The 23,891-nt window shown below is 40.6% G+C and carries 19 protein-coding genes; 4 read left to right on the top strand and 15 right to left on the bottom strand.

Translation table 11 applies throughout. The features are described from left to right. Positions 1-9 precede the first annotated feature (9 nt). Both MRY82_10610 and MRY82_10605 read left to right on the top strand, forming a co-directional pair. A complete protein-coding gene (locus tag MRY82_10610; protein ID MCI5073371.1) occupies positions 10-438 on the top strand; it encodes a DNA starvation/stationary phase protection protein in 429 nt (142 codons plus the stop codon). 72 nt (positions 439-510) lie between these two features. Then, the gene (locus MRY82_10605) at positions 511-750 is read left to right on the top strand and encodes a glutathione S-transferase N-terminal domain-containing protein (GenBank protein ID MCI5073370.1); all 240 of its coding nucleotides are present in this window, start codon (positions 511-513) and stop codon (positions 748-750) included. Between the two features lie 18 nt (positions 751-768). Here MRY82_10605 and MRY82_10600 read toward each other — a convergent pair whose 3' ends face one another. From MRY82_10600 to MRY82_10580, 5 genes are all read right to left on the bottom strand, one after another. Next, positions 769-5,415: a hypothetical protein gene (locus MRY82_10600; protein ID MCI5073369.1), complete on the bottom strand. Its 4,647-nt coding sequence runs from the start codon at positions 5,413-5,415 to the stop codon at positions 769-771. 487 nt (positions 5,416-5,902) lie between these two features. Further along, a complete protein-coding gene (locus tag MRY82_10595) occupies positions 5,903-6,868 on the bottom strand; it encodes a hypothetical protein (GenBank protein MCI5073368.1) in 966 nt (321 codons plus the stop codon). Positions 6,869-7,012: 144 nt separating this feature from the next. Beyond that, the gene (locus MRY82_10590) at positions 7,013-8,407 is read right to left on the bottom strand and encodes a YbhB/YbcL family Raf kinase inhibitor-like protein (protein ID MCI5073367.1); all 1,395 of its coding nucleotides are present in this window, start codon (positions 8,405-8,407) and stop codon (positions 7,013-7,015) included. Positions 8,408-8,443: 36 nt separating this feature from the next. Further along, positions 8,444-9,367: a ParB/RepB/Spo0J family partition protein gene (locus tag MRY82_10585; protein ID MCI5073366.1), complete on the bottom strand. Its 924-nt coding sequence runs from the start codon at positions 9,365-9,367 to the stop codon at positions 8,444-8,446. A gap of 37 nt (positions 9,368-9,404) precedes the next feature. Next, positions 9,405-10,226: an AAA family ATPase gene (locus MRY82_10580; protein MCI5073365.1), complete on the bottom strand. Its 822-nt coding sequence runs from the start codon at positions 10,224-10,226 to the stop codon at positions 9,405-9,407. Between the two features lie 539 nt (positions 10,227-10,765). On the opposite strand from MRY82_10580, the gene MRY82_10575 reads away from it, so the two are divergent. Beyond that, positions 10,766-12,172: a hypothetical protein gene (locus tag MRY82_10575; protein ID MCI5073364.1), complete on the top strand. Its 1,407-nt coding sequence runs from the start codon at positions 10,766-10,768 to the stop codon at positions 12,170-12,172. 78 nt (positions 12,173-12,250) lie between these two features. Beyond that, a complete protein-coding gene (locus MRY82_10570; GenBank protein MCI5073363.1) occupies positions 12,251-12,550 on the top strand; it encodes a hypothetical protein in 300 nt (99 codons plus the stop codon). A 3-nt stretch (positions 12,551-12,553) separates the two neighbouring features. On the opposite strand, the gene mnmG is transcribed toward MRY82_10570, so the two are convergent. The 10 genes from mnmG to dnaA form a co-directional block, all read right to left on the bottom strand. Then, positions 12,554-14,422 carry a tRNA uridine-5-carboxymethylaminomethyl(34) synthesis enzyme MnmG gene (gene mnmG / locus MRY82_10565; protein MCI5073362.1) on the bottom strand — a complete coding sequence of 623 codons (1,869 nt, stop codon included), beginning with the start codon at positions 14,420-14,422 and terminating at the stop codon, positions 12,554-12,556. Between the two features lie 7 nt (positions 14,423-14,429). Continuing rightward, positions 14,430-15,185, bottom strand: a complete 756-nt coding sequence (locus MRY82_10560) for a hypothetical protein (GenBank protein MCI5073361.1) — start codon at positions 15,183-15,185, stop codon at positions 14,430-14,432. Between the two features lie 107 nt (positions 15,186-15,292). Next, positions 15,293-16,672 (bottom strand): tRNA uridine-5-carboxymethylaminomethyl(34) synthesis GTPase MnmE, encoded by a 1,380-nt coding sequence (gene mnmE / locus MRY82_10555; protein MCI5073360.1) that lies wholly within the window; start codon positions 16,670-16,672, stop codon positions 15,293-15,295. A 56-nt stretch (positions 16,673-16,728) separates the two neighbouring features. Next, entirely contained in the window at positions 16,729-17,778 is a 1,050-nt protein-coding gene (locus MRY82_10550; GenBank protein MCI5073359.1) for a KH domain-containing protein, read from the bottom strand. A gap of 407 nt (positions 17,779-18,185) precedes the next feature. Further along, positions 18,186-19,892 carry a membrane protein insertase YidC gene (gene yidC, locus MRY82_10545; protein ID MCI5073358.1) on the bottom strand — a complete coding sequence of 569 codons (1,707 nt, stop codon included), beginning with the start codon at positions 19,890-19,892 and terminating at the stop codon, positions 18,186-18,188. Between the two features lie 43 nt (positions 19,893-19,935). Continuing rightward, positions 19,936-20,160, bottom strand: a complete 225-nt coding sequence (yidD, locus tag MRY82_10540; protein MCI5073357.1) for a membrane protein insertion efficiency factor YidD — start codon at positions 20,158-20,160, stop codon at positions 19,936-19,938. Next, complete coding sequence (gene rnpA / locus MRY82_10535) at positions 20,150-20,518, bottom strand: ribonuclease P protein component (GenBank protein ID MCI5073356.1); 369 nt, start codon at positions 20,516-20,518, stop codon at positions 20,150-20,152. The genes yidD and rnpA overlap by 11 nt, the downstream gene beginning before the upstream one ends. A 17-nt stretch (positions 20,519-20,535) precedes the next feature. Continuing rightward, a complete protein-coding gene (rpmH, locus tag MRY82_10530; protein ID MCI5073355.1) occupies positions 20,536-20,688 on the bottom strand; it encodes a 50S ribosomal protein L34 in 153 nt (50 codons plus the stop codon). Positions 20,689-20,885: 197 nt separating this feature from the next. After that, a complete protein-coding gene (locus MRY82_10525) occupies positions 20,886-22,232 on the bottom strand; it encodes a hypothetical protein (protein MCI5073354.1) in 1,347 nt (448 codons plus the stop codon). A 140-nt stretch (positions 22,233-22,372) separates the two neighbouring features. Then, complete coding sequence (gene dnaA / locus MRY82_10520) at positions 22,373-23,728, bottom strand: chromosomal replication initiator protein DnaA (protein MCI5073353.1); 1,356 nt, start codon at positions 23,726-23,728, stop codon at positions 22,373-22,375. Positions 23,729-23,891 lie beyond the last annotated feature (163 nt).

Genomic DNA, 23,891 nt, shown 5'->3' with positions numbered 1-23,891 from the left:
ATTATTACCATGACTACTAAAGAAACTTTAAGACAATTGTTAGCTGATAGCTACACTTTGAATTTAAAAACACAAAATTATCACTGGAACGTAACAGGCCCTATGTTTTCGTCTCTGCACACCTTATTTGAAGCGCAATACAATGAGTTTTTTGCAGCCATTGATGTTATTGCAGAACGTATCAAAGCCTTAGGCGACTATGCCCCGGGCTCATATCAAGAATACATGCAGCTAACCCAAATAAAAGAGTCTACAGGTCAACTGCATTGGAAAGACATGGTATCCCAACTTTTAGAAGGCCATGAAAAAATCATTACCACCTTGAAAAAAAGTTTGGATGAAGGTGAGCATGATGATGTCAGTGAAGATTTATTCATTGGACGCTTAGAAGTTCATGAAAAAACTGCTTGGATGCTGCGCTCTATATTAGCTGACTAATAAAATACACTTGAGGTTTTAGGGGCATGCGCTGCGTACCCCTAAACACTCTTTAACAAGAAAGAAGATCTTATGTCTCAAACAAAAACAGCCGTGATGATTTCAACGCAAGTGTGTCCATTTTGTGTCAAAGCCAGAGCCATGCTCACCGATTATGGCTATGATATTATTGAAATCAAAGCCGGTCAGGATATTCCCATGGAAGCCATTTTACCCATCAGTGGTCGTACTTCTGTTCCACAAATTTACATCGATGGCCAGCACATTGGTGGGTCAGATGACTTGCAAGTTTGGCTGCAAGATCAATCATAACAATATAGGCAGTTTTTATCAGTGCCCTGTATTTTGTTCACGCAGGTGATACTTAATAGGGTCTGTGGCTGCTTTAATGGCTGCATAAACGGCAATGGCCGCAGGAACAGTCATGCGCTGGCTGTACCTGTACTTGCATAACATTGAATAAACCAGCTGACTTCTGATGTACTTGATTTGGCTATTGGGAAACAAATCAAACAAACGGTAAAACATAATTCTATCTACAGATTCATGCACAGAAGCAGGGATATCTTGGTTTTCCATCAACCACTCTCTTGATTTAAAGCCATCGCCAAACAAGCGAACTTTGTTGCCTAAAATAGGGAAGTTGGACTTGGGTCTGCTATCATAAGCTTCATCGTACATAAAGTCAGACAGTGCATCCAAAAGTTCTTTTTCAAAATCCGCATCACTTTGTAAAACTTCATCAATCAAACCTTCTTTAACAGCCAAGTCGTATAAAAAGGCATCGTTGATTACAGCCGGTGGATGCTCATGGATTAAGAAGTTTTGAACTTTTTCCAAGCGCTGCATTACACCCTGATAAATTTTTGGATAGCCTTTAAATAGCTCACCTAAATCTTTGGGAAGATTTTCTGATTGCCTGACTTCTTTGGCAAAAAGAGCTTCCGCTTGATCCGATGAATTCCACAAATGCTCACTTAAAAACCAATACCCGCCAAACTCTACTGCAGAAACAGGAATGCCTGCTAACCACTCCATGCCTATTTTGGATACGGCCCTTTTCTCACCTGAAGTTAAAGCTTTCATGGACAGGTGTGTGCCCAACTGAGGCACGGCCAAGTCATAAGCCAAGCGCGTAATCCACTCAATGTCTAAGCCTTGATGTACATCGTAGTCATCATACTTTACACTGACATAACCCCAGGTGTTGGACACCAAACTTATTTGTTTGGCTTGGTTGGCCATGACTTTGTTGGCAATTTTTTTAACCGGCGAGTTGGGCAACGAACATTCACCATGTATGGTCTTACGCATTTTTGTTTTATGCCGGGCTTCAGCATAGGCATCGGTGAAGTTTCGATGTTGCGCACTACCATAACGTTTGGTCCGTATACGCTTGATCAGGTTACTGTTATTTCGTCCCAAAGCTTGGTCTAAAGATTTAAAAAAATAGTCCACGTATTGCTCTTGTTCTCGAATATAATACATCACGTGTTCATTGGTAAAAAACCTACCTGAATGAGAGCGTAAACTTTCTGTGATGTCGTCAATTTTTTGGGCAATTTCTCCTTGATGATTCCAAGCGTAATGCAAGTCATAATCATCAATTTGATTGATAAAACGGTGCAGCTCATCTATTTGGTCCTCAGATGTTCTGCCCATTTGTTTTAGGTATTGAATAAAGCGCTGTCTTTGTTTTAAACGTTCCAAATAAGCAACATCTAAAAATTCATCCATGTGGTCCAATATAAAATTGGTGCGCTTTTGATAGTAACCAGATACAAACTGACCCGAACGTTTTAGTTCATCTGCAATTGAATTGATTTCTCGACGAGAAAACTTAATGACAGAAATAAACATTTTAGCATCTTCTTTGCTTAAAATTTTTCTGCCTGTTTTTTCAAAGTTAGCAATGGCACGCTGCCATTGCTGTGGGCTAAGAATATCACTGTAAACAAAGGGTTCCAAAAAGCTGCGCATGCCATTGGTATCCATGACATACTCATCCAAGAAGCGTTTGGCTAATACTTTTATTTCTGAATTGATTTTTAAAACCGCTTTACCGTTAACAATAGTAAATTCTGGCATGCCCTCAATTAACTCTTCAAACTGTTGTTGACTGATGCGTCCTCGTTCTAAAGCTTCGTTAAGAATTTCCGTCATGCGTTTGCTTGTCACCCACCATTTACTAGTGTATTGGTACATAACCTTATAATAATTTATGCTTACTTGCTTTAAAAGAGGCATATCCCATAGAGTTTTCCATACATGGTTCAAACCTTTACCTATTGATTTGAACATTTGAGAAACCAAACTTGGATTTATCTCCGGAAAATGATTTGGAAAATTGTTTTTTGAAAACTTTAAACCCTCACCCTCTTTTAGAGCACGAATAAAATCATCAAACACCTGATCTGATATTTGATCCGAACGCGCAAAAAACTCTCTAGAATACCTGTATTGATTTAAAAAACCTGCGGAACCTTTGGGAGCAACACGAATGGCATGGTCAATCAACATTTGTCGTGAAAAATATTTTTGAAAGGCTCCTGTTTGTCGGAGATACTTTACGGTTTTAAGACCTTCTCTAATCAGAACATAATCAGTAGCAACAACAACAGCTGCTTCTAGGGCAAGGACTACCGTGTAATTTTTTATATCTTTTCTAAAATAGCTTTGTAAATATGCGGCGTTTTGAGGGCTGATGTTGCTGCTGGCCAAAGACCGATCGAGTTGGCTTTGTTGGTTTATACGCATGACAATCATTTGATAGGTAGCAAGACTGCTGATAGTTAACGCCCCGCCAACGATGCTTAGTTCCACTACAATATTTCCCGCCCCAGGCAACAAAAACAAAGCCATCACGTGCGGCACAATCATTGCCATTTTGATCATGTTTTCTTTCATCACTTCGTCACAATTGGCTTCATCCAATAACGTGCAGTAGGTATCGCCTAAACCTTCTGATGGGTTATCCAAAGCAAAATCGAGCAGGGAAAAAACCCGTGACTTTATGCTGTCTTTCAAAAAGTTGAGTTGTCCTTCTGGAGTATTAAGCTTTCTTTTTTGCTCCAAGATATTAAGCTCTGTCATGATATCTTGCTCTAAGGCACGCTCTACAGCTTGGAGGCTGGCCATGCTTACTTGAAAATCAGAGGCCAATTTCCGTTGTTTGAAATCCATGAGATGCATTGCTGAAGAAATGACTCCGTGTGATGCATCTTCCATCATTCTTTTATAGGTCTTGGTGCTTTTTAACGATCCTCCAAATACGTAGCCTTGATTGAAGCAGGTGTTGTAGCGCTCTTGCGCATCAAAGTTTAATAAGTCAATCATGCTGGAATGAGCAAAGTAACTGCCAAAGGTAGGCGTAGCATACAATTTTTGTAATTTTTCTTCCAAGAAGCTCATCAATGTGTAACGCTCTTGCTCATCAATAGCATTAAAGGGAAACGTTTCATCCATGCTCATGTTTTCAAAACGGTCTTTTAGCTCAGCTGAAGCATTGTAGCAGTAGTCATTGATATCACTGATTTTAGCATTGAGTAAGTCGACCATACTTTTTCGCAGTGCGGTTTTTTGTGGGGTGGGATGGAAAGCCACTCGGTAAGTTCCGTTTTTAATATTTTGATACAGTTTTTTTCTGGATTCAACGCGTTTAGCTTTGTATTGTTCTTGACAATAATGAAAGGCATTTTTTCCGCATACCAATTGCTCCGTAAAATTGATGAAGCTTTGTTCTGTTGCCAAATACTGCCGTCCTTGATCAACGCTCATTTTTTGCAACTCCATCAAAATTTTGGCATTGGTCGTCCGGTAAAAATGATAGGGCAAGAATCCGCGAAAAACTTTTGGATAGGCTGCTTCACTTAAGTTTTTTAAACGTCTATTTTCGCCTTTCATTGCGTTTTGTTCGTAAACTTGTAACTTTCTGCGCTCTAATTCTTGTTCGCTTTCACTTTTGCTCAACCACGCTTGTTGGCTGTAGGATTGCAAGATACAGTTTATTTTTTCTTCTTCTGGAAGATCATCGCATGCAGCTGTACTGTATCTGTATTGTTCTTTGTTTAGAAACAAGGCAACTTCGTGATCAAAACGTTCAACAGCCGTAAACGCATTCACCATTTGACTACGTTCATATGTTTCTTGCGGATTATAAATCAAGGCGTCTGATGCGCCTTCAAACATGGACATGATATTTTGACTAAAGGCTGCGTAATCGGATGTGGCAGCAAGCGTTGATTTATTGTAATTGTTGTTGGAGCCTACAGTACACTGCGCTATACTTTTTGCAAAACGCACAACTTGATACTGATGGTGCGTTGTTCGCACATCTCCATACTCAACTTCTCCTATAGTTTCATTGAGCTTACCAATGATGTAGCCCACTGCCTCAGGTTTGCTAGATTGATGAACCGTATCATCTATTTGTTGGTAATAACGGAACATTTCCGATTGAACAATTTTTCTTTGGTTTTTATAATACTCTAGTTTTGAGTTCCCATTTTTATCATGACAATCTCTTTGATAGGCAGGGTGATCGCTTGCCGGAAAGTGGGCGCTATGAAACATCACTGAGCCATCACCACATCTTTCAACCAGGGTATTAAATTGTGTAAATTGATCAGAAAGAACATTCCTATAGATATGCGTGGCACAGAACCAACGCTGATGAATTTCATTGTTTGGATTAAAGTACCTGTGGCAATACCGTTGATTGACCATGCACATGCGCAGATGTTTATTGATTGGAGATTGGTTATTGTCCAATTCATTCTGAATTTCAGTCAAGTTGTTTGCAAGATTGTGTCGTAAAGCTGAATAATTGTATAAACGTCCACCTTTGTAATCTTTTTTTAAGTAGTTCAGTTTTTCTTGAAGATTTGATGTGTTCCTAAATAAGTTTATATTTTCAACCTGGTTCAAACACTGGTCTGAAATAATATAGTCCCCTGCAAACACTAGGTTTGCTGACATGCACCCTGTTAAAACAATTCCCCTAAACAGTTTTTTCACGTTTGCCCCCAAGAAAACGATGTTGCAATAACTCTTCTTGGAATCGTGAACTAGCATAGTTTTATTAAAAAAAAATTTATTTTTTGAATTTTTTTTTAATACTGTGTGTTGCGTTATTTTATGTTTTTTAGTATTGAGTTCTGCTAGTGTTACTCAACTTTTTCCTGTTTAAATTTCTAGGACTGTTGTTTTTTCCATGACTGTAAAAAAAGGATTGGCTCTTTTCTGCCCATCATGCTTTATTTCATTGAATTTATTGATCATTGCATAATACAATTAATACAATAGATTTGTTAGCCTTAAAATAAAGTAAACCCCACGATTACCCATCGACCATGATTTTGTCTTTGTTGACTTTGATGATGGTTTCCTCATCTCTTAAATATAACCGTTAACAACCCCTAACCGTTTCAATGCATTGTTCAATTGAACAAAACTCTGATTCAGATCATACGTCAATCATGGTTCTTAAACCGGGTTTGGCAGTAAGAACTTTTTTGATGGTATTGAGCAAAATGGAGTGGGTGGCCACATCACCATGCACACCGCCGGTGATTTTTGAATCAATTTTGGGCTCGCTGTCTAAAATCACTTGATCGTAACTTTCTTCTTCAACAATGCTGGCCTTAAAGTGCAGTCTTATTTTTTCTTCACCCTTAACCAAGGCTGTTCCAATTTGTTCCACGCCGGCGGTATGTTCTGGTGTTAAGTCTTTGCCATTCCAGTGCATGTTCTCTTTGACCATGATCGGTTTGATTTCATCGTTCCAGCTGTCAATGGGCCAGTCCAATTGCGCGGCTATCATATGCATGGATTCGGTTAAACCCACATGGCGTAAAGTCCCCGCTTGTTTTTTTTGTTCAAATTCTTCTAAGCTCAAGCCAGCCCCTATTTTTTCTTGAAATGGAATTCTGCGGCTTAAGGCATTTTGATAACGGTTCACACGCACGTGTTCAACTGTTTTACACAACAAACTTAAGTGGCTGGGCAAAGCATCCATCAAAAACCCTGGATTCACACCGGTTCCTAAAATAGCAACATTATTGGCTTGGGCTATGGCATCCAAATCTTTGGATAAATCTGGCTGTTCACGCCAAGGGTAACTCAACTCTTCACAAGAAGATACCACTGGCAGCTTTAAGTTGAGTAAACTTTTAAACGTTTCCATGGCTTTGGCCAAGCTCGATACCGTGGTCACAACGGCAATGTCTGGCTGATGCTTATCCACCGCCTGTTTAAGATCTTGGTAAATCGGTGAATCATTGGTGTTTTGGCAAATATCATTGAGCTTTTTACCTGCAAAATCAGGATTTAAATCCACACTGGCCACGGTTGTAAAACGAGAGTCTTGAGCAATTTGTTTGGCAATACTTTGCCCCAAAGGGCCAAGACCAACTTGTAAAATCTTGATCATCCACTGCCTATAAATGTATTGTTAAGCTTTGACAAGTGCTTTTTCCTAATGATGACCTTATACAATGCGTAAAAAATTTTATAGCCCATCAATAAAAGATAAGGCTTACTGGGCCTTACCATTGAATGCATGTGTTTTTATGTGTTACTTTTGCTCAAAACGAAACAACGCTTCTGCCTTAGCCAACACATTTGAATTTGTATTGTTGATGATGATGTCTGTAAAAAAAGCACTGTATCCTTGATCCAAGCTTGTAGGAATATTTTCAAACTTTTCTTGATTCAATGCAAAAACTTCAAACGCATAAGTATGTTCTTGTCCTATAGGAGGGCAAGGCCCTTGATAACCCAAGGCTGTTTCACCGTATGAGCTTGCCCTTAGCTCAATGTTCTGAGCTCCGTCAATATTACTAAAAATACTTCCTACATCAACAAGCTCAACTTCAGGTAAAGAGGTGACATTGGAAGGAATATTGATAGCCCAGAAGTGTACCCACGGTATTGTTTGATCAATCATATGAATGGCAATACTTTTGGTATCTTTTGGAAGGTTTTTCCACTGCAAACCGGGAAAGTTTCCGTACTGACTGTTGAGATTACAGCCGTATGCACTTCCCAACAAAGGAGGCGTATCAGATCCCCCTTGATTGGCTGCTATAATTTTTAATTCAAATTCTGTCACTTTATCATCTTCTTCTTCTTCATCTTCATCTTCATCTTCAAGCTGTGTATATTTGAATTGATGTATGGTCTGATCCCCGGGTAAATCTTTTACGGCTCTGACATAAATAAAATAATCTGTGTTGTTTTCTAAACCTGTGACTGGATAAGCATAGGATACAGCTTCAACTTGAGTTGCTTGGGTCCAGTCGGGTGTATCAGTTTCTGTATCAATAACCACAACTTCATAAACAACACCCTGTGTCTGCGGTTGATTGCTTTTCCATGAAATCAAAACATTGTCTTTTTCAATTTTATGGCTAATTTCTAAAATCTTTGGCAGCTCAGAGCTTGAACTTTTTGGTGTAAAGTCAAAACCTAAATACGCAACCTCACTGTACTTTTTATCCAGACCAGCTCGCATATAAATATGGTAGCTGGTTTTTTCATTGGGTAGAGGCATAGTATACGGCGGCATTTTAAGTGTGGTAACAGTATCTTTATCAGCCCAATTCAAGGCAGTTTCCTCAATTTTTTCACGCGTCATGGCAATGATTTCATATTCAACTTTAGGGTTGTTTGCGGTTTTCCAGTGAATCTCAATGTTTGCATCTGAGATTTCATACGACAGCCCTAAATCTGAAGAAAGATCATTCTGTGTGGTTTCTTTTGTAGTTTTGTCAGTGGTTTTGTCACTCAATTTATCGCTTGCTTTTTGAATATTTTCTTTGTTTTCAGACAAAGAACTGTTTTTCTTTTTTGAGCACGCTGACAAGCTCAACGCACAATAAAGAATGACAATTAAAAAGTGACTCAAAGCTTTCATAGGGTTGTTTACATACACCACATAAACACAATGCGTCAACAATTTTCTCGACACTGCGCCAAGCTAAAACCAGTCAAAACAGCTCACAAACTAACCCAAAAGCTTGGTCATGCGTTCTAGATCATCTGAATTGAAGTAGGTAATGCTGATTTCACCGCCTTTGCCTTTGGGTTTGATTTCCACTTTGGTTCCCAAACGCTGCTGCATTTTATTTTGTACAAACTTTAAGTTTGGATCCAATGCTGCACCATTTTTTTTGCTGCTTGCTGTTGTTTTCGATGAAGGTTCATCTTGTTTTTTAATCCATTGCTCAACAGCTCTAACCGACAGGCCTTGATCAATCACTTTTTTGGCCAGCTGCTCTTGCTTGTTGGCATCTACTGCCAACAAAGCCCGAGCATGTCCCATGCTGAGCTTAGCTTCATTGACATAAGCCTGCACCAAAGGCGATAGCTTTAACAAACGCAATAAATTGGTAACTGTGGACCTGTCCTTGCCTACTTTTTCTGCTATTTGTGCTTGGCTTAAATTAAACTCCTGGCTCAAACGTTCATAGCCTTTGGCTTCTTCTATAGGCGTTAAATCTTGACGTTGCAAATTTTCAACAATGGCTATTTCCAGTTGCACTTGATCATTCATGTTTTTAATGACCGCTGGTATGGTTTTTAGACCCGCCAGCTTACTGGCTCTAAACCTGCGCTCACCGGCAACCAATTCATAGCCTCCTGAAATTTCACGCACCAGAATGGGTTGAATTACGCCGGATTGTTCAATGGACTGCTTAAGCTCTTCTAAGGCTTGACTGTTGAAATGCCGTCTGGGCTGACGTGGATTGACCTGAATGTCTTTGATGTTAAGTTCAACAAAACCTTTATTATTTTTTATTTCCCCTGTTTGTGCTTTTGCGTTTTTTTGTGTGCTCTCTTTATCTTGGTTTTCCGGAGTAATAACACCAGGATTTTTCCGTATCAATGATGATATGCCTCTACCTAAAGCTTTACGTTGTTGTGCCATACAATGCTCTCCTTAACTTTCAACTGATTCAATTGCTTTAAACACGCTGTGTGTTTATTTTATCGCTTGTTGTTGGTGTTTCTATTTCTTTGCTTTTATACTGTTCAATGCACTCCGCTGCTAGCGCCAAATAACTTTGCGAGCCCACAGAGGTAATATCGTATTGAATGATAGGCTGACCAAAACTAGGGGCCTCACTCAAACGCACATTGCGTGGGATTTTGGTTTCCCAAACCAAGTTGGGAAAGTGGGTATTAATTTCTGTTTCCACCTGGTGGCACAGGTTGTTGCGCTTATCAAACATGGTTAAAACAATGCCTTTGATGTTCAAGCGCGGATTTAAATTCTCTTGTACCAGTTCAATGGTTTCTGTTAATCGACTCAATCCCTCTAGAGCATAATACTCGGCTTGCAAGGGCACCAAAACATCTTTGGCTGCGACCAAAGCATTGATGGTAATCAAACTCAAAGACGGCGGGCAATCAATTAAAATATAATCAAAGTCTTTGTCTAAATTTTGTAAGGCCTTATGCAATAAAAACTCTCGGTCTTGCAGGTCTACGGCTTCAACTTCAAAGCCGGCCAAGTCGGATGTGGCGGGCAATGCCCAAACAAATGGGGTTTTGGCTTTTAAAATACAAGCATTGATATTTTGTTCACCCAACAATACTTCATAGACCGTTTTTTGTTCAGATACTGTTTCGGTTAAGCCAATTCCGCTGGTAGCATTGGCTTGTGGGTCCATGTCAATCAACAAAACTTTTTTTTCTGCGGCTCCCAAAGACGCTGCCAAGTTCACGGACGTTGTGGTTTTTCCCACTCCCCCTTTTTGATTGGCCATGGCAATAATCTGTGTCATAAGCCAACGCTTTTACCACGAACTTCATTGTTTTTAAAGTAATATTATTTTGTTATTTATGTTAAGTGCCTAGAATAATTGAATTAGTTTTTATTTTTTGTCTTGTTTTAGAAAAACTTTCTATGCTTTTCCATTCTGTTTATATTGGTGACGCTTCTGAGATAACATTGTTTTTATGTCTTTGTTTTGATGGCCAAAAAAAGTGCAAGGCAACAAGAAAAAGCCTTGCAGGTATCTAAGCCATCAACCGGCTTGGTTTTTTTTATAAATCTATGATATTATTAATAAATGTGGGGAAAATCTAAGCCATGGTCTTCGTTGCAATGGATGCACGCTCACCATATGAACAAAAAGTTACCGCTTTTACTGCATCTTAGCTACCTAGCCTATGAGAAAGCAAAAAAAATTTTCTTCCTTATTTACCCTATCGTTTTACACAGTCAGGCTTTGCGACCCCAATGACTCTAAAAATCTATATCTTTTCTTATTTTTTGTTTAGCTTTAGCCTTTGTGCTCAACATAAAGCAACAAACCTTAGCTTGATGCCAGAGTACTCGCCGCTTAAACGTCTGGTTCTTCCTTTAAAAAATAGTGTTAGAAGCGGTTCTGACTTTCCTGGTGAAGCCATTTGGCAACAGTTTTTAAGTCGTATTGCTTTTGTCGCGCACAAAAAAAATATTGAGCTCAGTCTCTTGCTTAAAGTTGATACCATGGAGCACTGCCATCCTGAAAACCAAGAGCTTGAATCCGAGTACAAGGCACTTTACCCTCTCGTTCAAGGTTTTGAGCAAAGCCTAAACAAGACCTGCTCTTTAAATGAACAAGACAACTGCTTGGCTACCGTTCGTTACCGATGCGTCAGCAAAAACTATGCTTGGCTGCGTAACAACAGCTATTTAGAAGCTAAAGACCGGCAACAAAACAAAATTTATGTTCAGATGCAAGGTCAAAACCCCATTCTCAAACACGATCTACTGAGCAACACAGACTCTCTTGTCTCCATTCCTTTGCGTTGGAACGGACCGGCGGATATCCTCACCGATAAAGAACAAGGCCACCTTTACATCACCCAACGCATGTTGGACAGCAATAAAAAAACACCTGCAGAGCTTGAAACACACTTAAGGTCTTATCTCAACTTTGATCGCTTGGTCGTTCTCAAAGCCAATCCCTGGGAATTTACTCAAGACACCGATACCATCGTCATGTTTGCCAAACATCCAAAAACACGCAAAGTACACGCTTTTTTAAGCAAGCAGCCTGACATATTTATTAGAAGAGCTTTTCATAACAACGAACCCATCACCACAGACTTTTTGACCTTGGCTACAGCGCTAAGGAGTGAGATTAACGACTGCATCAAAAGTAAAGACCATAAGTACATTGCTTTATTTGCTTTTGGTCAGTGGAATGACCCCTTTGAGTTTATCAACCAAAACAATTGGGTCTCCAATCTTAGCGGGCATGATTCACAACAAGCATTTTTAAATCAAGCCCATGAACTTTTTCCCAACTTTCCCCAAATCATGCGCTGTTTACAAGACTTTGCCAATAAAAAGCATCAACAAGCACAGGCGGCTGACGCCTTTAACTTCGAAGCCTTGAAACAAGCAGGTTATCCAGAATCAAGAATACATTGGCTTGAGGCTGCTGGCATGTACAGTAACTTTTACGATAATGCTGGCTCCTACATGGCCAGCTATATCAATGGAATTGTTCTAGATGACACTTATCTCATGCCCAGTTTTCCAAGCTTTGACCAACCCGACACCTACAGCAACAGAACATCGCTTGAAATAGTAAAAGCCTTTGAGCAGCTGGGACAGCAAGACCTTAAGGCGATAGAACATTTAAAGCCATGGTTTAAAGAAGTTGTTCCCGTGCGCAGCGACTTTCTCCCAGGAGGCGCCCTTCACTGCAGCTCAACCTGTTTTTTTAACCCATAGGCCCTCTTTCTCACCATAGCCTGCAACAGAATTTTTCAACCCTTGACCTTTAATCATGCGTTTGATATTCGCTTGTTCATGTTCAAAAAGACCTTGCTTGCCCTCATAGTATGTTTATCTAGCAGCGCTTTTGCTCAAATTCACCCCTTTGAATTATACAATCTTAATGCCTCCTGGATGCTTAGACCCTACGAAGGCTTTAATGGCAGCTTAATGCCTATGAGCTCAAGTATTGCTGACTATATCTCTGAACTTGATAAAAACGCAGTTTATTCTGGATGTGAGTCCAATATCAAAGCTCTTAGATTAAGCCTTGATGGCAGAATAGTTACCGTCTACCAAATCTTTAGACTCAGTAACTGCAAGAAACAAAATTAACCATTACTTTAATGTTTGTACTTGCATGCTTTTCTTAAGAAAAACATGCAAGATTGATACAGCCGCCGGTGTCATGCCAGATATTCTTGATGCTTGCCCCAAAGTGCTAGGACGAATGTTGTTGAGTTTTTCTCGTACTTCATTGGATAAGCTTGGGACCTGACTGTAATCAAAATCTTCTGGGATTTTGGCATTATCCTCTTTCTCAGCCAAACTCACTTCATTTTGCGCCCGTTTGATATAGCCAGCATATTTAATGCGGATACAGGTCTGAGCAAATGTTTCACGTGAAACATCTTTGAGGCTAGGATCAAGGATTAAAATATCTTCCCAAGACACCTCCGGTCGCCGCAGCAGCTCGGTTAAATCACTTTGTTTTTTTAAGCCTGTGGTCCCTAGATCTTTTAGTTGTTCTTGCATCTGAGGTGTGGGTGATATTTTATGGTTTTTGAGTTTTTGTTCACAGCTTTCAATGGCCTGCATTTTTTGTTCAAACAAGGCAAATGTTTCACGTGAAACAAGTCCTTGCTCAAAAGCCAGAGGCATCAATCGCTCATCTGCGTTATCCTCACGTAGGTGCAAACGGTGCTCTGCCCTGGAAGTGAACATTCGGTATGGCTCTTTCACACCTTTGGTAATCAGATCATCAACCATCACCCCAATATAAGAATTGCTGCGGTTAAGATCTAAACTGTCCTGACCAAGTATGCTTGCAGCTGCGTTAGCACCGGCCAATAATCCTTGGCCCGCTGCTTCTTCATAACCCGTGGTACCGTTGATCTGCCCAGCCAAATACAAATTGGGGACTTGTTTGGTTTCTAAACTGCTTTTAAGCTGGGTTGGATCGGCATAATCATACTCAATGGCATAGCCTGGACGCATCATCTCTACATTTTCCAAACCCTCAATGCTGCGCAAAAACTTGAGCTGTACCGGCAAAGGTAAAGAATTAGATAAACCGTTGGGGTAGATCTCTTGTGTACTTAGGCCTTCGGGTTCAAGAAAAATTTGATGGCGGTCTTTGTCAGCAAAACGCACTACTTTATCTTCTATGCACGGACAGTAGCGGGGACCGGCACCTTGGATATTGCCGCTGTACATCGCCGATTCATGCAAATGGTCTTCAATAATTTTATGGGTTTCTAGATTGGTGTAGGTGATGTGACAGGGCACTTGCTTAACCTGTGTACTTTGTCCATAAAAAGAAAATAGGGGCAAAGGCGTATCGCCTGGCTGCTCTTCTAACTTGCTGTAATCAATGCTTCGTGCATCCAGTCTGGGTACAGTCCCCGTTTTTAAACGACCCAAGCTAAAGCCGGCTTTGATCAACGCATCACTTAAGCCTAAAGCCGGTAAGTCGCCATGACGGCCAGCTGCTTGTTGAAACTGACCAATATGAATCAAACCATTGAGAAAGGTTCCGGTGGTGATGATGGTTTTTTTTGCGCTAAGCGCTTCACCCATTTCAGTGATCACACCCGTACAGGCTTGATCATTGAAACATAAATCCACGGCCATACCCTGTTTAACATGTAGGTTGGGCGTGTTTTCAACCACGTTTTTCATGTAAGCTGCGTACAAGTATTTATCAGCCTGAGCCCTGCTGGCTCGCACTGCCGGTCCTTTTTTGGTGTTCAAGGTTCTAAACTGTATGCCCGTATGATCAATGGCTTTGGCCATTTCACCGCCCAAAGCATCCACTTCCTTTACAATATGACCTTTGCCCACGCCGCCAATGGCTGGATTACAGGACATATGCCCTATTCTATCCAAATTACCCGTCAGCAGGCAGGTTTTAACACCCTTGCGTGCTGCAGCCAAAGCTGCCTCTATGCCGGCATGTCCTGCACCTATGACCAATACATCAAACATTCGTTCTCTACTTAATGAAACTTTTAGCTTTATACAAGCCCTTTTTTACAGCCACGCAGGGATAAACCAAACTTTGCTTGCCCAAAACCACACCGGGATTAAGCACTGTATTACACCCAGTCTGAGAAGTATCTCCCAAAATGGCCCCAAATTTCCTTAAGCCGGTATCCACGGTTTTATCCTCAAACTTAAGTTTGATGTTGCCTGCAATTATTTTTAAATTGGAAAGTTTGGTTCCTGCTCCCAAATTAACCGCATGCCCCAAAACACTATCACCGACGTAGGCAAAGTGTGCTGCTTTGGCATCGTTGGCAAAAATGGAACTTTTTACTTCTGTGCTATGTCCAATCACACAACCCTCACCTGTAATCACGCCACCGCGAACATAGGCTGCATGCCTAACAGTGGTCTTGGGGCCTAAAACGCTTGGGCCCGCTACATAAGCCCCAGCCTCAATCAAGCAACCCGGCATCAGCACAACACCGTCACTGGCAATGATCGCCCCAGCTTTGATGATACTTTTCTCACCTTGTGGATGCTCTAAAACCCTATCTTTTTGCAGCAAACCTGTTGCATCCAGCTCAATACCGCCCAGTTGATGATGGTTTTCATTGGCAATATAGTTTTTTAGCCAAGCCTCTTTGTGTTTGGCGATCAAGACAGCCCACGGATCAGCGTCAGGAAAAACATCCTTAAACCATAAATTTTTTATATTGATATAACTGTTTATATCCAGCGATGTTTCACGTGAAACATGATTCATAACGTCACCCTCTTTTCTCTTCAGTTAAGTTTGCTTTTTTCCTATGTGAAGGCCTTGAGGGCAAAGCCCGATCAGCCGAACATGGAAAAAACAAACCTTCACCCACTTTACTTTCCAACACAAAACTTGGAAAACACCGTATCCAAGATTTCTTCGGTCAAATCCTCTTTTCCCAACAAAACCATCAAAGCCCGCATTCCCTCTCTAAGCTCCAAAGCCACAAATTCCTCTGCCTGACCCCTTAGCCAATTTTTTTTGGCGCTTAAAAACGATTCTAGAGATCGATCGATTAGCCTTTTCTGACGTAGGTTTCCAAGCAAGACTTTTTCATCACTCAGTTCATTTTGGATCAAAGTCTCCAAAGCCTGCAGCAATGTATCCAGCCCTTGCTTGGTTTTTGCTGACACGACAAAAACATTGTCTTGCGGCGCATGTAAGTTCTGTAAGCTGGGATCAAGATCAACCTTATTGATCAAGGTCCAAAGCTTAAAGTTATAAATTTTCTGGGCCGCAAGAATAGCTGCAAACTCAACGGACTCCGCCGAATCCATCAAAACACAAACCAAATCTGCTTTTTCCAGACTTTTCAAACTTAACTTCATCCCGGCTTGTTCAATTTGATCCTCTGTATTTTCACGTAGACCGGCCGTATCGATTAACTTTACAGGACAACCAGAAATAAGCAATTGTTCTTCAATGCGATCACGGGTTGTACCCGCTATATCTGACACCAAAGCCCTGTCTTCTTGCAACAGAGCATTGAATAAAGACGACTTGCCCACATTGGGTTGGCCCAACAAAGCCACATGAAACCCCTCATGCATTTTATGCGTTGCATTATATCCGTGCAGTAGTTTTTGCAAACGGTCAATAACCTGTTCCAGTTTTTTTATAATGTGCGGTTTATCTTCTATGGGTAAGTTTTCATCTGGAAAGTCAATGTCTGCTTCACACTCTGCCAAAACTTCCAAAGCCTGCATGTAAAGTTCTTCTATCTGTTGAGCCAACTGGCCCTGCAGACGAACGCGGGCATAGTGCGACGCCTCAACTGAAGAAGCGTGGATGAACTCTGCCACCGCTTCAGCTTGAGTCAAACTCATTTTTTCATTGAGAAAAGCGCGTTGGGTAAACTCACCAGGTTCAGCCATGCGAGCCTGACCATACTGGCATATTAAATCTGTAATATGGCTTAAGGTCACGGGATTGCCGTGCAAAGAAAATTCAACCGTATCTTCACCGGTGTAGGAATGTGGCGATTTAAAAAACACAAGGTAACCATCGTCTATGGCTTGACCCTCTTGATCAACAACATCGCCATAATACATGCGGTGACTGTGCATCTTTTCTGGTTCTGATCTGAATTTAAAAAATTTTTGGGCTATTTCTAAAGCCTTGTCACCCGATAAACGCAAGACACCCAAACCGCCGCGTGCAGGTCCGGTTGCAGGGGCAACAATGCACTGGCGATGCTTTATTTTTATAGACATATCAATCTAAAACACTAAGCCTTATCCAACATAAAGACAAGGCTTATCCATGTGTATTACTCTTTGTCTTGGCGTGTTACCAATTTTGCTTTGGGCTTATTTTCTTTGTTAGCCACTGCCTCAGTTGGAGTGGAATCCAAATGCGCTTCTAGCTCATGCTCTGGCAATTCTGCAAGCTCATCTATATTGTCTGGAAAGACATCCATATTGGGGGCATGCGGCACATCATAAGAATCATGCATGCGACTTGAACCACTGGCCAAACGCGGTGATTTTTCTCTATCACTTTTGTAGTTACCGTTGTTGTTGCTTCTACGATTGCCATTTCTATCATTGGAGCGACTGTTGCCACTTTTTCTAGCATTTTTAGGAACAATCATCACTTTGCGGCCCAAACCTTCACCCACACTTTTGGTATTGATCTGGCGATTATTGGCCAAAGCCATATGCACAACCCGTCTATCCATGGCACTCATCGGCTCAAGGCTAATAGAGCGACGTTCGCGACTTGCCTTGGACGCCATTTTATAAGCCAAGGATTTTAAACTTTCCTGACGACGCTCTCTGTAACCTTCCGCATCAAGAACCAAACGCTTGTCAGAACTTCTATCAAGGCCGATGCCCTTGGCCACAACATGTTGCAAAGCTTCCAAAGTTTGCCCACGCTTACCAATCACCAAACCTGTGCCTTCACCCAAAACATCCAAGTAAATTTTATTTTCAGTTTCTTTTAGATCTACCTCCACACTGTCATCAATGTAGGATAATATTTTTTCTAAAATAGCCTTGGCATTGTTTCCCATATCCGTTGGGTCAACATATACTTCTTCTACTGCTTGTTCTTCTTCATTGGATTTAGCATGGGTGGTTTTGTCTTGCCGTTTGTTGCCATTTTTGCCCGGCTTGGTTTTTTTCTCATGATGTTGTTGCTCTTCTTCACTTTTGCGTGCGCGCAACTTGGTTTGTTTATCATTTAAAAACTCAAAGTCTAAATAGGCTTTGGTTGTGTTCAGCGCCACACACGCTCTTTCCAAAGCATCCTCTCTATTTTTACCTTCAATTTCCAACCACTCATGGTCTATGTCATGTTCAATTGCTTGATTCATTTATCCTCCTTGTTTTAAGGGGGGATCATCCCCCTCCCGCTTCGCTCTCTTTGTAGACAGTCTCACGACCCTCTCAAAAACAAAAAACGCGGTTTTTGTTTTTTCACTCCCGTGCTTTCAGCCATACTCAATGACTTCACGAAATAATTATTCAGTCCACCCGAGGTCGACATCGATATAAAATCTCGTCTCCTGTGCATTCTATTATTTTTCACTTTCATGCGCTCAGTCATGTAAAATAACTTTGCGGAAATTTTCTCTTTATGCCTGCTCCTTATCTCAAATGAGATTATTCTTTATGATAAGCGATGCCTTGAGGGCTCTTGCCCAATCAGCAGAGGGTTCATCCCACTTCGCTCTCTTTTATAATCTCGACAATCTCTCTCTTTTTCTCTCCTTTTAACAGCTTAGGCTGTTACTGCCGTTGTGCCTTTTTGAATCCAGTACTGCTGAGCTACGCCCCATAAGGTACTGACCAAAATGTATAAATTCAAACCAGCGGGTAAAAAGATCATGAACACGGTAAACATCAATGGAATAAACTTCATCATCTGTTGTTGTGCAGGATCAACACCGGCAGTTGGCGTTAATTTTTGTTGGAAGAACATGCTTATTCCCAACAATACCGGCAAAACAAAGTATGGATCATGCGCAGACAAGTCGGTGATCCAGCCAAAAAACGGGGCATGCCTTAACTCAATAGAGTTGTACAATACACGATACAAGGCAAAAAAGACCGGCATTTGTAAAATCAATAAAAAACATCCAGAAGCTGGGTTAATCCGATGTTCGCGCATATAGCTCATCAATTCTCTGGAGTAAGCTTCTCGATCATCTTTGTACTGTTCTTTTAGAGCATCCATTTGCGGCTTGTGCAAAGACATTTTCTTCATGCTCTTGGCTTGAATTTGCGTTAAAGGGAACATCAACAAACGCACCAACACCGTCAAAACAATAATAGCCACTCCATAATTGGATACAAAATTATGCAAAAATTTTAAAAAACGTAAAATGGGTCTAGCAATAGGCCCCAACCATGAACCCAAATCAATCGCTCGCTCAAGACCGGGTTTGGTTTGCTCTAAAACTTTAATATCTTTGGGCCCAGCATAGATATCTACTGCATAACTTTTTTGCTGACCTGCCGCCAAATTCCATGTGGGATAATAGGCAGAGACCACGCCCTCTTTAACTCCTTCAGCTTGTTCTAGGTTAAGCTTTTCCCAACGGCCTTCTTTGGGTAAGGCAGAAAACAAAAAGTACTGTTTATCAAAACCAATCCACTCTATGCCCCCGGTTGGTATTTTTGCAGGCTCTTCTTGGGTGCCAAATTTATCAATGGTCCAGCGTTCTACATCATCGCCAATATAGGCCACACCACTAAGCTTATTCAATTGCGGTGCAAAAAAGAAGCTGCGTTTTTTCTCAGCTTTTACCGCTTCTTGAGCTGCAAGTTCTATGACTGGCTTAACCGTATACGCCATCTCTCCACTGTTGTTCAACTTTACCGTGTGAGCAATCACGTATCCGTCTTCTTGCCAGGAAAAACTTTTTGTTAAAGACAGACCTTTGGCCAATTCTTGATTGAATTCAACCCGATTCTCACTGGCATTGAAGACCATGTTAAATGGCAGGGTACTGGTATCAATGCTTTGACCGTTGACTTCAAACAGCCAAGACAAGGGTAAAGTCTTATGTTTTGTAGAAGCTAAAAGCACAACACCGTCTTGGCCATCTTTTACTTTCATGTGATCTTTAGACACCGCTTTAAGCAAACCCCCACCTTGGTTGGTAAAGCTTAAGGCAAAGTGCTGGTTTTCAATCTTTTTTTGTTCGGGTTTAATCTGTGGCTTCTGCGGCAAAACTTGCGCAGGTGTTTGAAAAGCTGTGGCTGTTTGAGCTTCGGCTAAGGCACTTTCATCGCTCGTTGCTTGTTGTTGTTTAGACTCTGTTATTTTATCTCTTGTAGAGGCGGACTGCTGCTTAGAAACTTTTTCTTTTGTTGTTGGGCTTGGTTTGGGTGCTAAATAATTGTACCACACAAACAAGAAACCAAAAGTCATGGCCATGGCCAGAAAAAAACGGCCTTCGGGTTTATTTTCTGAATTTTGCATTTTTTATCTATCCTTCTCTTTAATTCTTTTTAAACAAACATCGTTATTCTAAAACATGGTCTTTGCCGCTGTACCAAGGATTGCAACGAACAATGCGCTTAAGCGCTAAAAACGTGCCGTAAACTAGACCTTTTTTTTCTATGGCTTCTAAACAATACTCTGAACAACTGGGATGAAATCGACAGCGGGTTCCCAAAAAAGGGGACACAAAGAGTTTGTAAGCTTTCAAAACAAACTTAAGAGCACTTATAATTAAGCTATGCAACATTGCTTTTATTATCTTTCTCCATCAGATGTTGCTTGAACAACTGTTTAACTTGTAAAGCAACGCTAGTTTTATTCTGCTCTTTGATACTGGGCTTAAGAACAACAACATAATCACTGGCTTGTAGTTTGCTGTGTCTAAACACTTCCCTAACCTGTCTTTTCCACTGATTTCTTAAAACCGCATTGCCGGTTTTTCTGCTGGCAACCACCGCCAGACGTGCAAAGCCACAGGTGTTCTTGGATTTGGCTAAAAACAGATCATGTTGATAAAAACGTTTCCCTGTGGCTTTGGATAAAGCAAAATCTTTTTTATCTGCTATCCGCTGCTTTTTTGGAAAATCATGCTTTTGGGCAAACATGACCAGTGCTCATCCAATTACTTGCTAGCAATACTGACAACCAGTCTTTTTCTGCCTTTGCGACGACGTGCATTCAAAATAGCGCGTCCAGCTTTGGTGCTCATGCGCTCACGAAAACCGTGTTTTCTTTTACGCTTTAAGTTACTTGGTTGATAGGTTCTTTTAGACATACTAATTTCCTTGTTTCCTCTGCCTTAAAGTTTATTTATACCTTTAAGGGCCTAAAATTAATCTGTTTTTTCTTCAGTTTTTTCAAAACTGCAAATTTCAAATACGAAACAGGCCCACAAAAAACCACATTCGCTAAGGCCTGTCAACTGTTTTTAATTGAATTGGACGCTTTAGCCCGCAACACGCATTTTGCTATTTATTCTACAGGAGCTAAAACTTGCACCCAGGTTGTGGAAAAAAGTTGATCAAAATACTCTTGTTGATACTGCTCTGATTTTAAAGGTTTCAATTGAATTTTTACTTCAGAGGCCTTGACCTGTTTTTTTTCCAAGTCTATGTTGTTTAGACTGCTTTCTAGCAATACATTGGTAATGCCTCCATCGCTCAGAAAAACCAGCCAGTCGGGTTTTTTTTCTTGACCAGAAAACTGTTCACTGCGCAGTATGTTTCTCATGCCTTCGTCATGCACCAAATCCTCAGGGTCACTGTGATCCAACTCCATGGTTTGCGCAAAAATCTTTTTTCGAATAGCTCGCCCAATTGATATGGGACAGGCTTTTACAATTTGCTCTATGCTTAAAGAGTTCATGTTGGCTTTCACTTCTTGAACACCGTTGTATTCCTTCTTAATGAACTCCAAGCTAGCTTGAGCTTGTTCTTTAGCTGCTTTTGTTTTTGGATTTTGCGTGTTCGCAAATTCCTCTGTCCAATATTGAAATGATCTTTTTTCCCCTTCATACCTTTGTTCTAACCAAGGTTCATATTCTTCAAAAAAATCCAAAAAAACTTGTTTATCGGTGGTGTATTCACTCAACCTCTCATCCAACCATTGACGAAAAACCGCTATATTTTGATACGATGGGTAAAGGTATTTATCTTTGTTGAGCTCAATGTATTTGCTTTCAACTGAAATTCGGGTCAAGGCAAAGTTAACCTTACTTTGTTTAGGAAGAAATTTTAAATTATCGCGTATAGACTTTAAAGCCCAAAAAAAGTGAGTTTGATCTAAACTGTTTGTTGCTAGCGGCGAGTTGCTGCCATCAACCACAAAAAGAATATTGGCGTCAGGTTTTTGAATTGGGCGAGGATCTATAATTTGCTGATCAATAAATTTTTGTTCAATTTTATCTAAAAAAACCAAGTCTTCAACATAAACCGTCAATTGATCATGAAACATATCGCAACTGTTTACTCTTTTTGAACGTTCGTCGCTGGTTCTTACCGTTTGTATAGACCGGTTTTGTGCGTAACTCGATTTCAATTGAGGAAAATAATGCAGAAAGGATACCAAACGCAACAATGCTTTTCGACTTTCTTGTTCGTTTTTACTCAACACCCGTAAATTGATGTTGTTAAGAATAGAGTAATGATAAAGCGACGCTACCTCCACGTCATCTATAAAACCTTGCTGATTGAGAAAACAACGGCAAACATCTTGCGGACTTTGATAGAGCGAAGCACAGTCAAGCTTCTGTGACAAAACCGGATTAACACCAAGAATGCTGGCCAAGGCCAGCATTGCCAACACTCTTTTTATGAACATACAGATCCAATCCCCCAAAATTTTTTATACACACTTGCCTTCATTCTATTAAACTTAGAGCAAGAAACATACCACATAAAAACACATATAATTCAGATACTTGTGCTTTTGTTGTTGGGCCAGTTTTGGCTATTATGACTTTATTTCAAGGTTTTTTCTATTGCTGCCAAGGTGTGGGCCGTATCGTCTTGCTTGTCTTTTAGCTCTTCAATTTTTTTAACCGCATGCATGATGGTGGTGTGATCCTTGCCGCCAAATTTTTGACCAATCTCAGGAAACGAGTGACGGGTATGTTTGCGGCATAAGTACATGGCCATTTGCCTTGGAAAAGCTATGTTTTTCTTACGACTACTGGATTTTAAATCCGCCACAGACAACATGAAAAAATTAGCCACTTTCTCCATAATGGTTTCTAGCGTAAGCACACTGGCACTGACCTGATCAGAAAACACCCTTTGCGCAAAGGCTTTATCAATATTCAAGTTGGACAAAGTAGCTTGCGCGCTTAAACGAGTTAAAGCCCCTTCTAAAGCCCGTATGTTATTTTGAAATTTTTCTGCCAAGTAAACCAAAACCTCTTGATCAACATCCAAATGAAGATCACTGATTTTTTTCTCTAAAATGGCCACCCGGGTTTCTAAATCTGGCGCTTGAATATCACACATCAATCCCCACTCAAAGCGTGAGCGCAAGCGGTCATCAATGTCCGGAATGTTTTTGGGCAGTTCATCTGAGGTCACCACAATTTGAATGTTTTGTTGGTGTAAAACATTGAAGGTATGAAAAAATTCTTCTTGTGTGCGTTCTTTTTTGGATAAAAATTGAATATCATCCAAAAGCAGCAAGTCGCAGTTTTTACGGTAGCGGTTTCTAAACTGTTCGGTCTTTTGATAGCGAATAGCATTAATCATGCCGTTGGTAAATTGCTCACAGGTCTCATAAATAATTTTAGCGCCCGGATTGATTTGTTTGATTTGATGACCAATGGCACACAAAAGGTGGGTTTTCCCCAAACCTACACCGCCGTATAAAAATAAGGGATTGTATTGTTGCCCCGGTTGACTGGCCACCGATTGAGCGGCAGCATGGGCAAACTGATTACCGGTACCCACCACAAATTGTTCAAAAGTGTATTGGGGGTAAAGGGTGTGGTTTTGCTGAATCTTTTCTTCTTGTTGCTTGCTTTGCGCCAATTTTTGCCTGGTTTTTTCTTGAGATATTTTTTGCAATTGATCATGACTGAACACCGGTGTGTTGCTAGAGACCACAAAAGCCACGTCCATGTTTAAATCTTGACTCAACTCACGCAAGGTTTTTTTAATCATACTAGAATAGGTACTTTGCAAGCGATCACGATAATAGGTATTGGGAACTTCAACAAAAATCTGATTATCCTGTGTATCTTTATAACTTAAGGGTTTAATCCACGTGTTAAAGGCATGCGCAGGTAAACGCTCTTGCAAGTGATGAATCGTTTTTTGCCAAGTTTTCTCCATAGGGACTTTTCAATAAGCCAGAAAAGGGTCTGTGCCGTCAAGCTTATCGGCCAATAAAAATTTACTTTTTTTTAACCTGTGGATAAGTCCCTGGTTTTTCAAGACTTTTAAGTTTTCTTATTTTTTACATTAAGTCTTTGCTTTTGTTATTTTTTTTTGACGC

The sequence above is a fragment of the bacterium genome (assembly GCA_022763185.1).
GTDB lineage: Bacteria > Bdellovibrionota_G > JALEGL01 > JALEGL01 > JALEGL01 > JALEGL01.
Note: the sequence above shows the minus strand (reverse complement) of the source record. Positions and strands in the feature narration are given on the sequence as shown.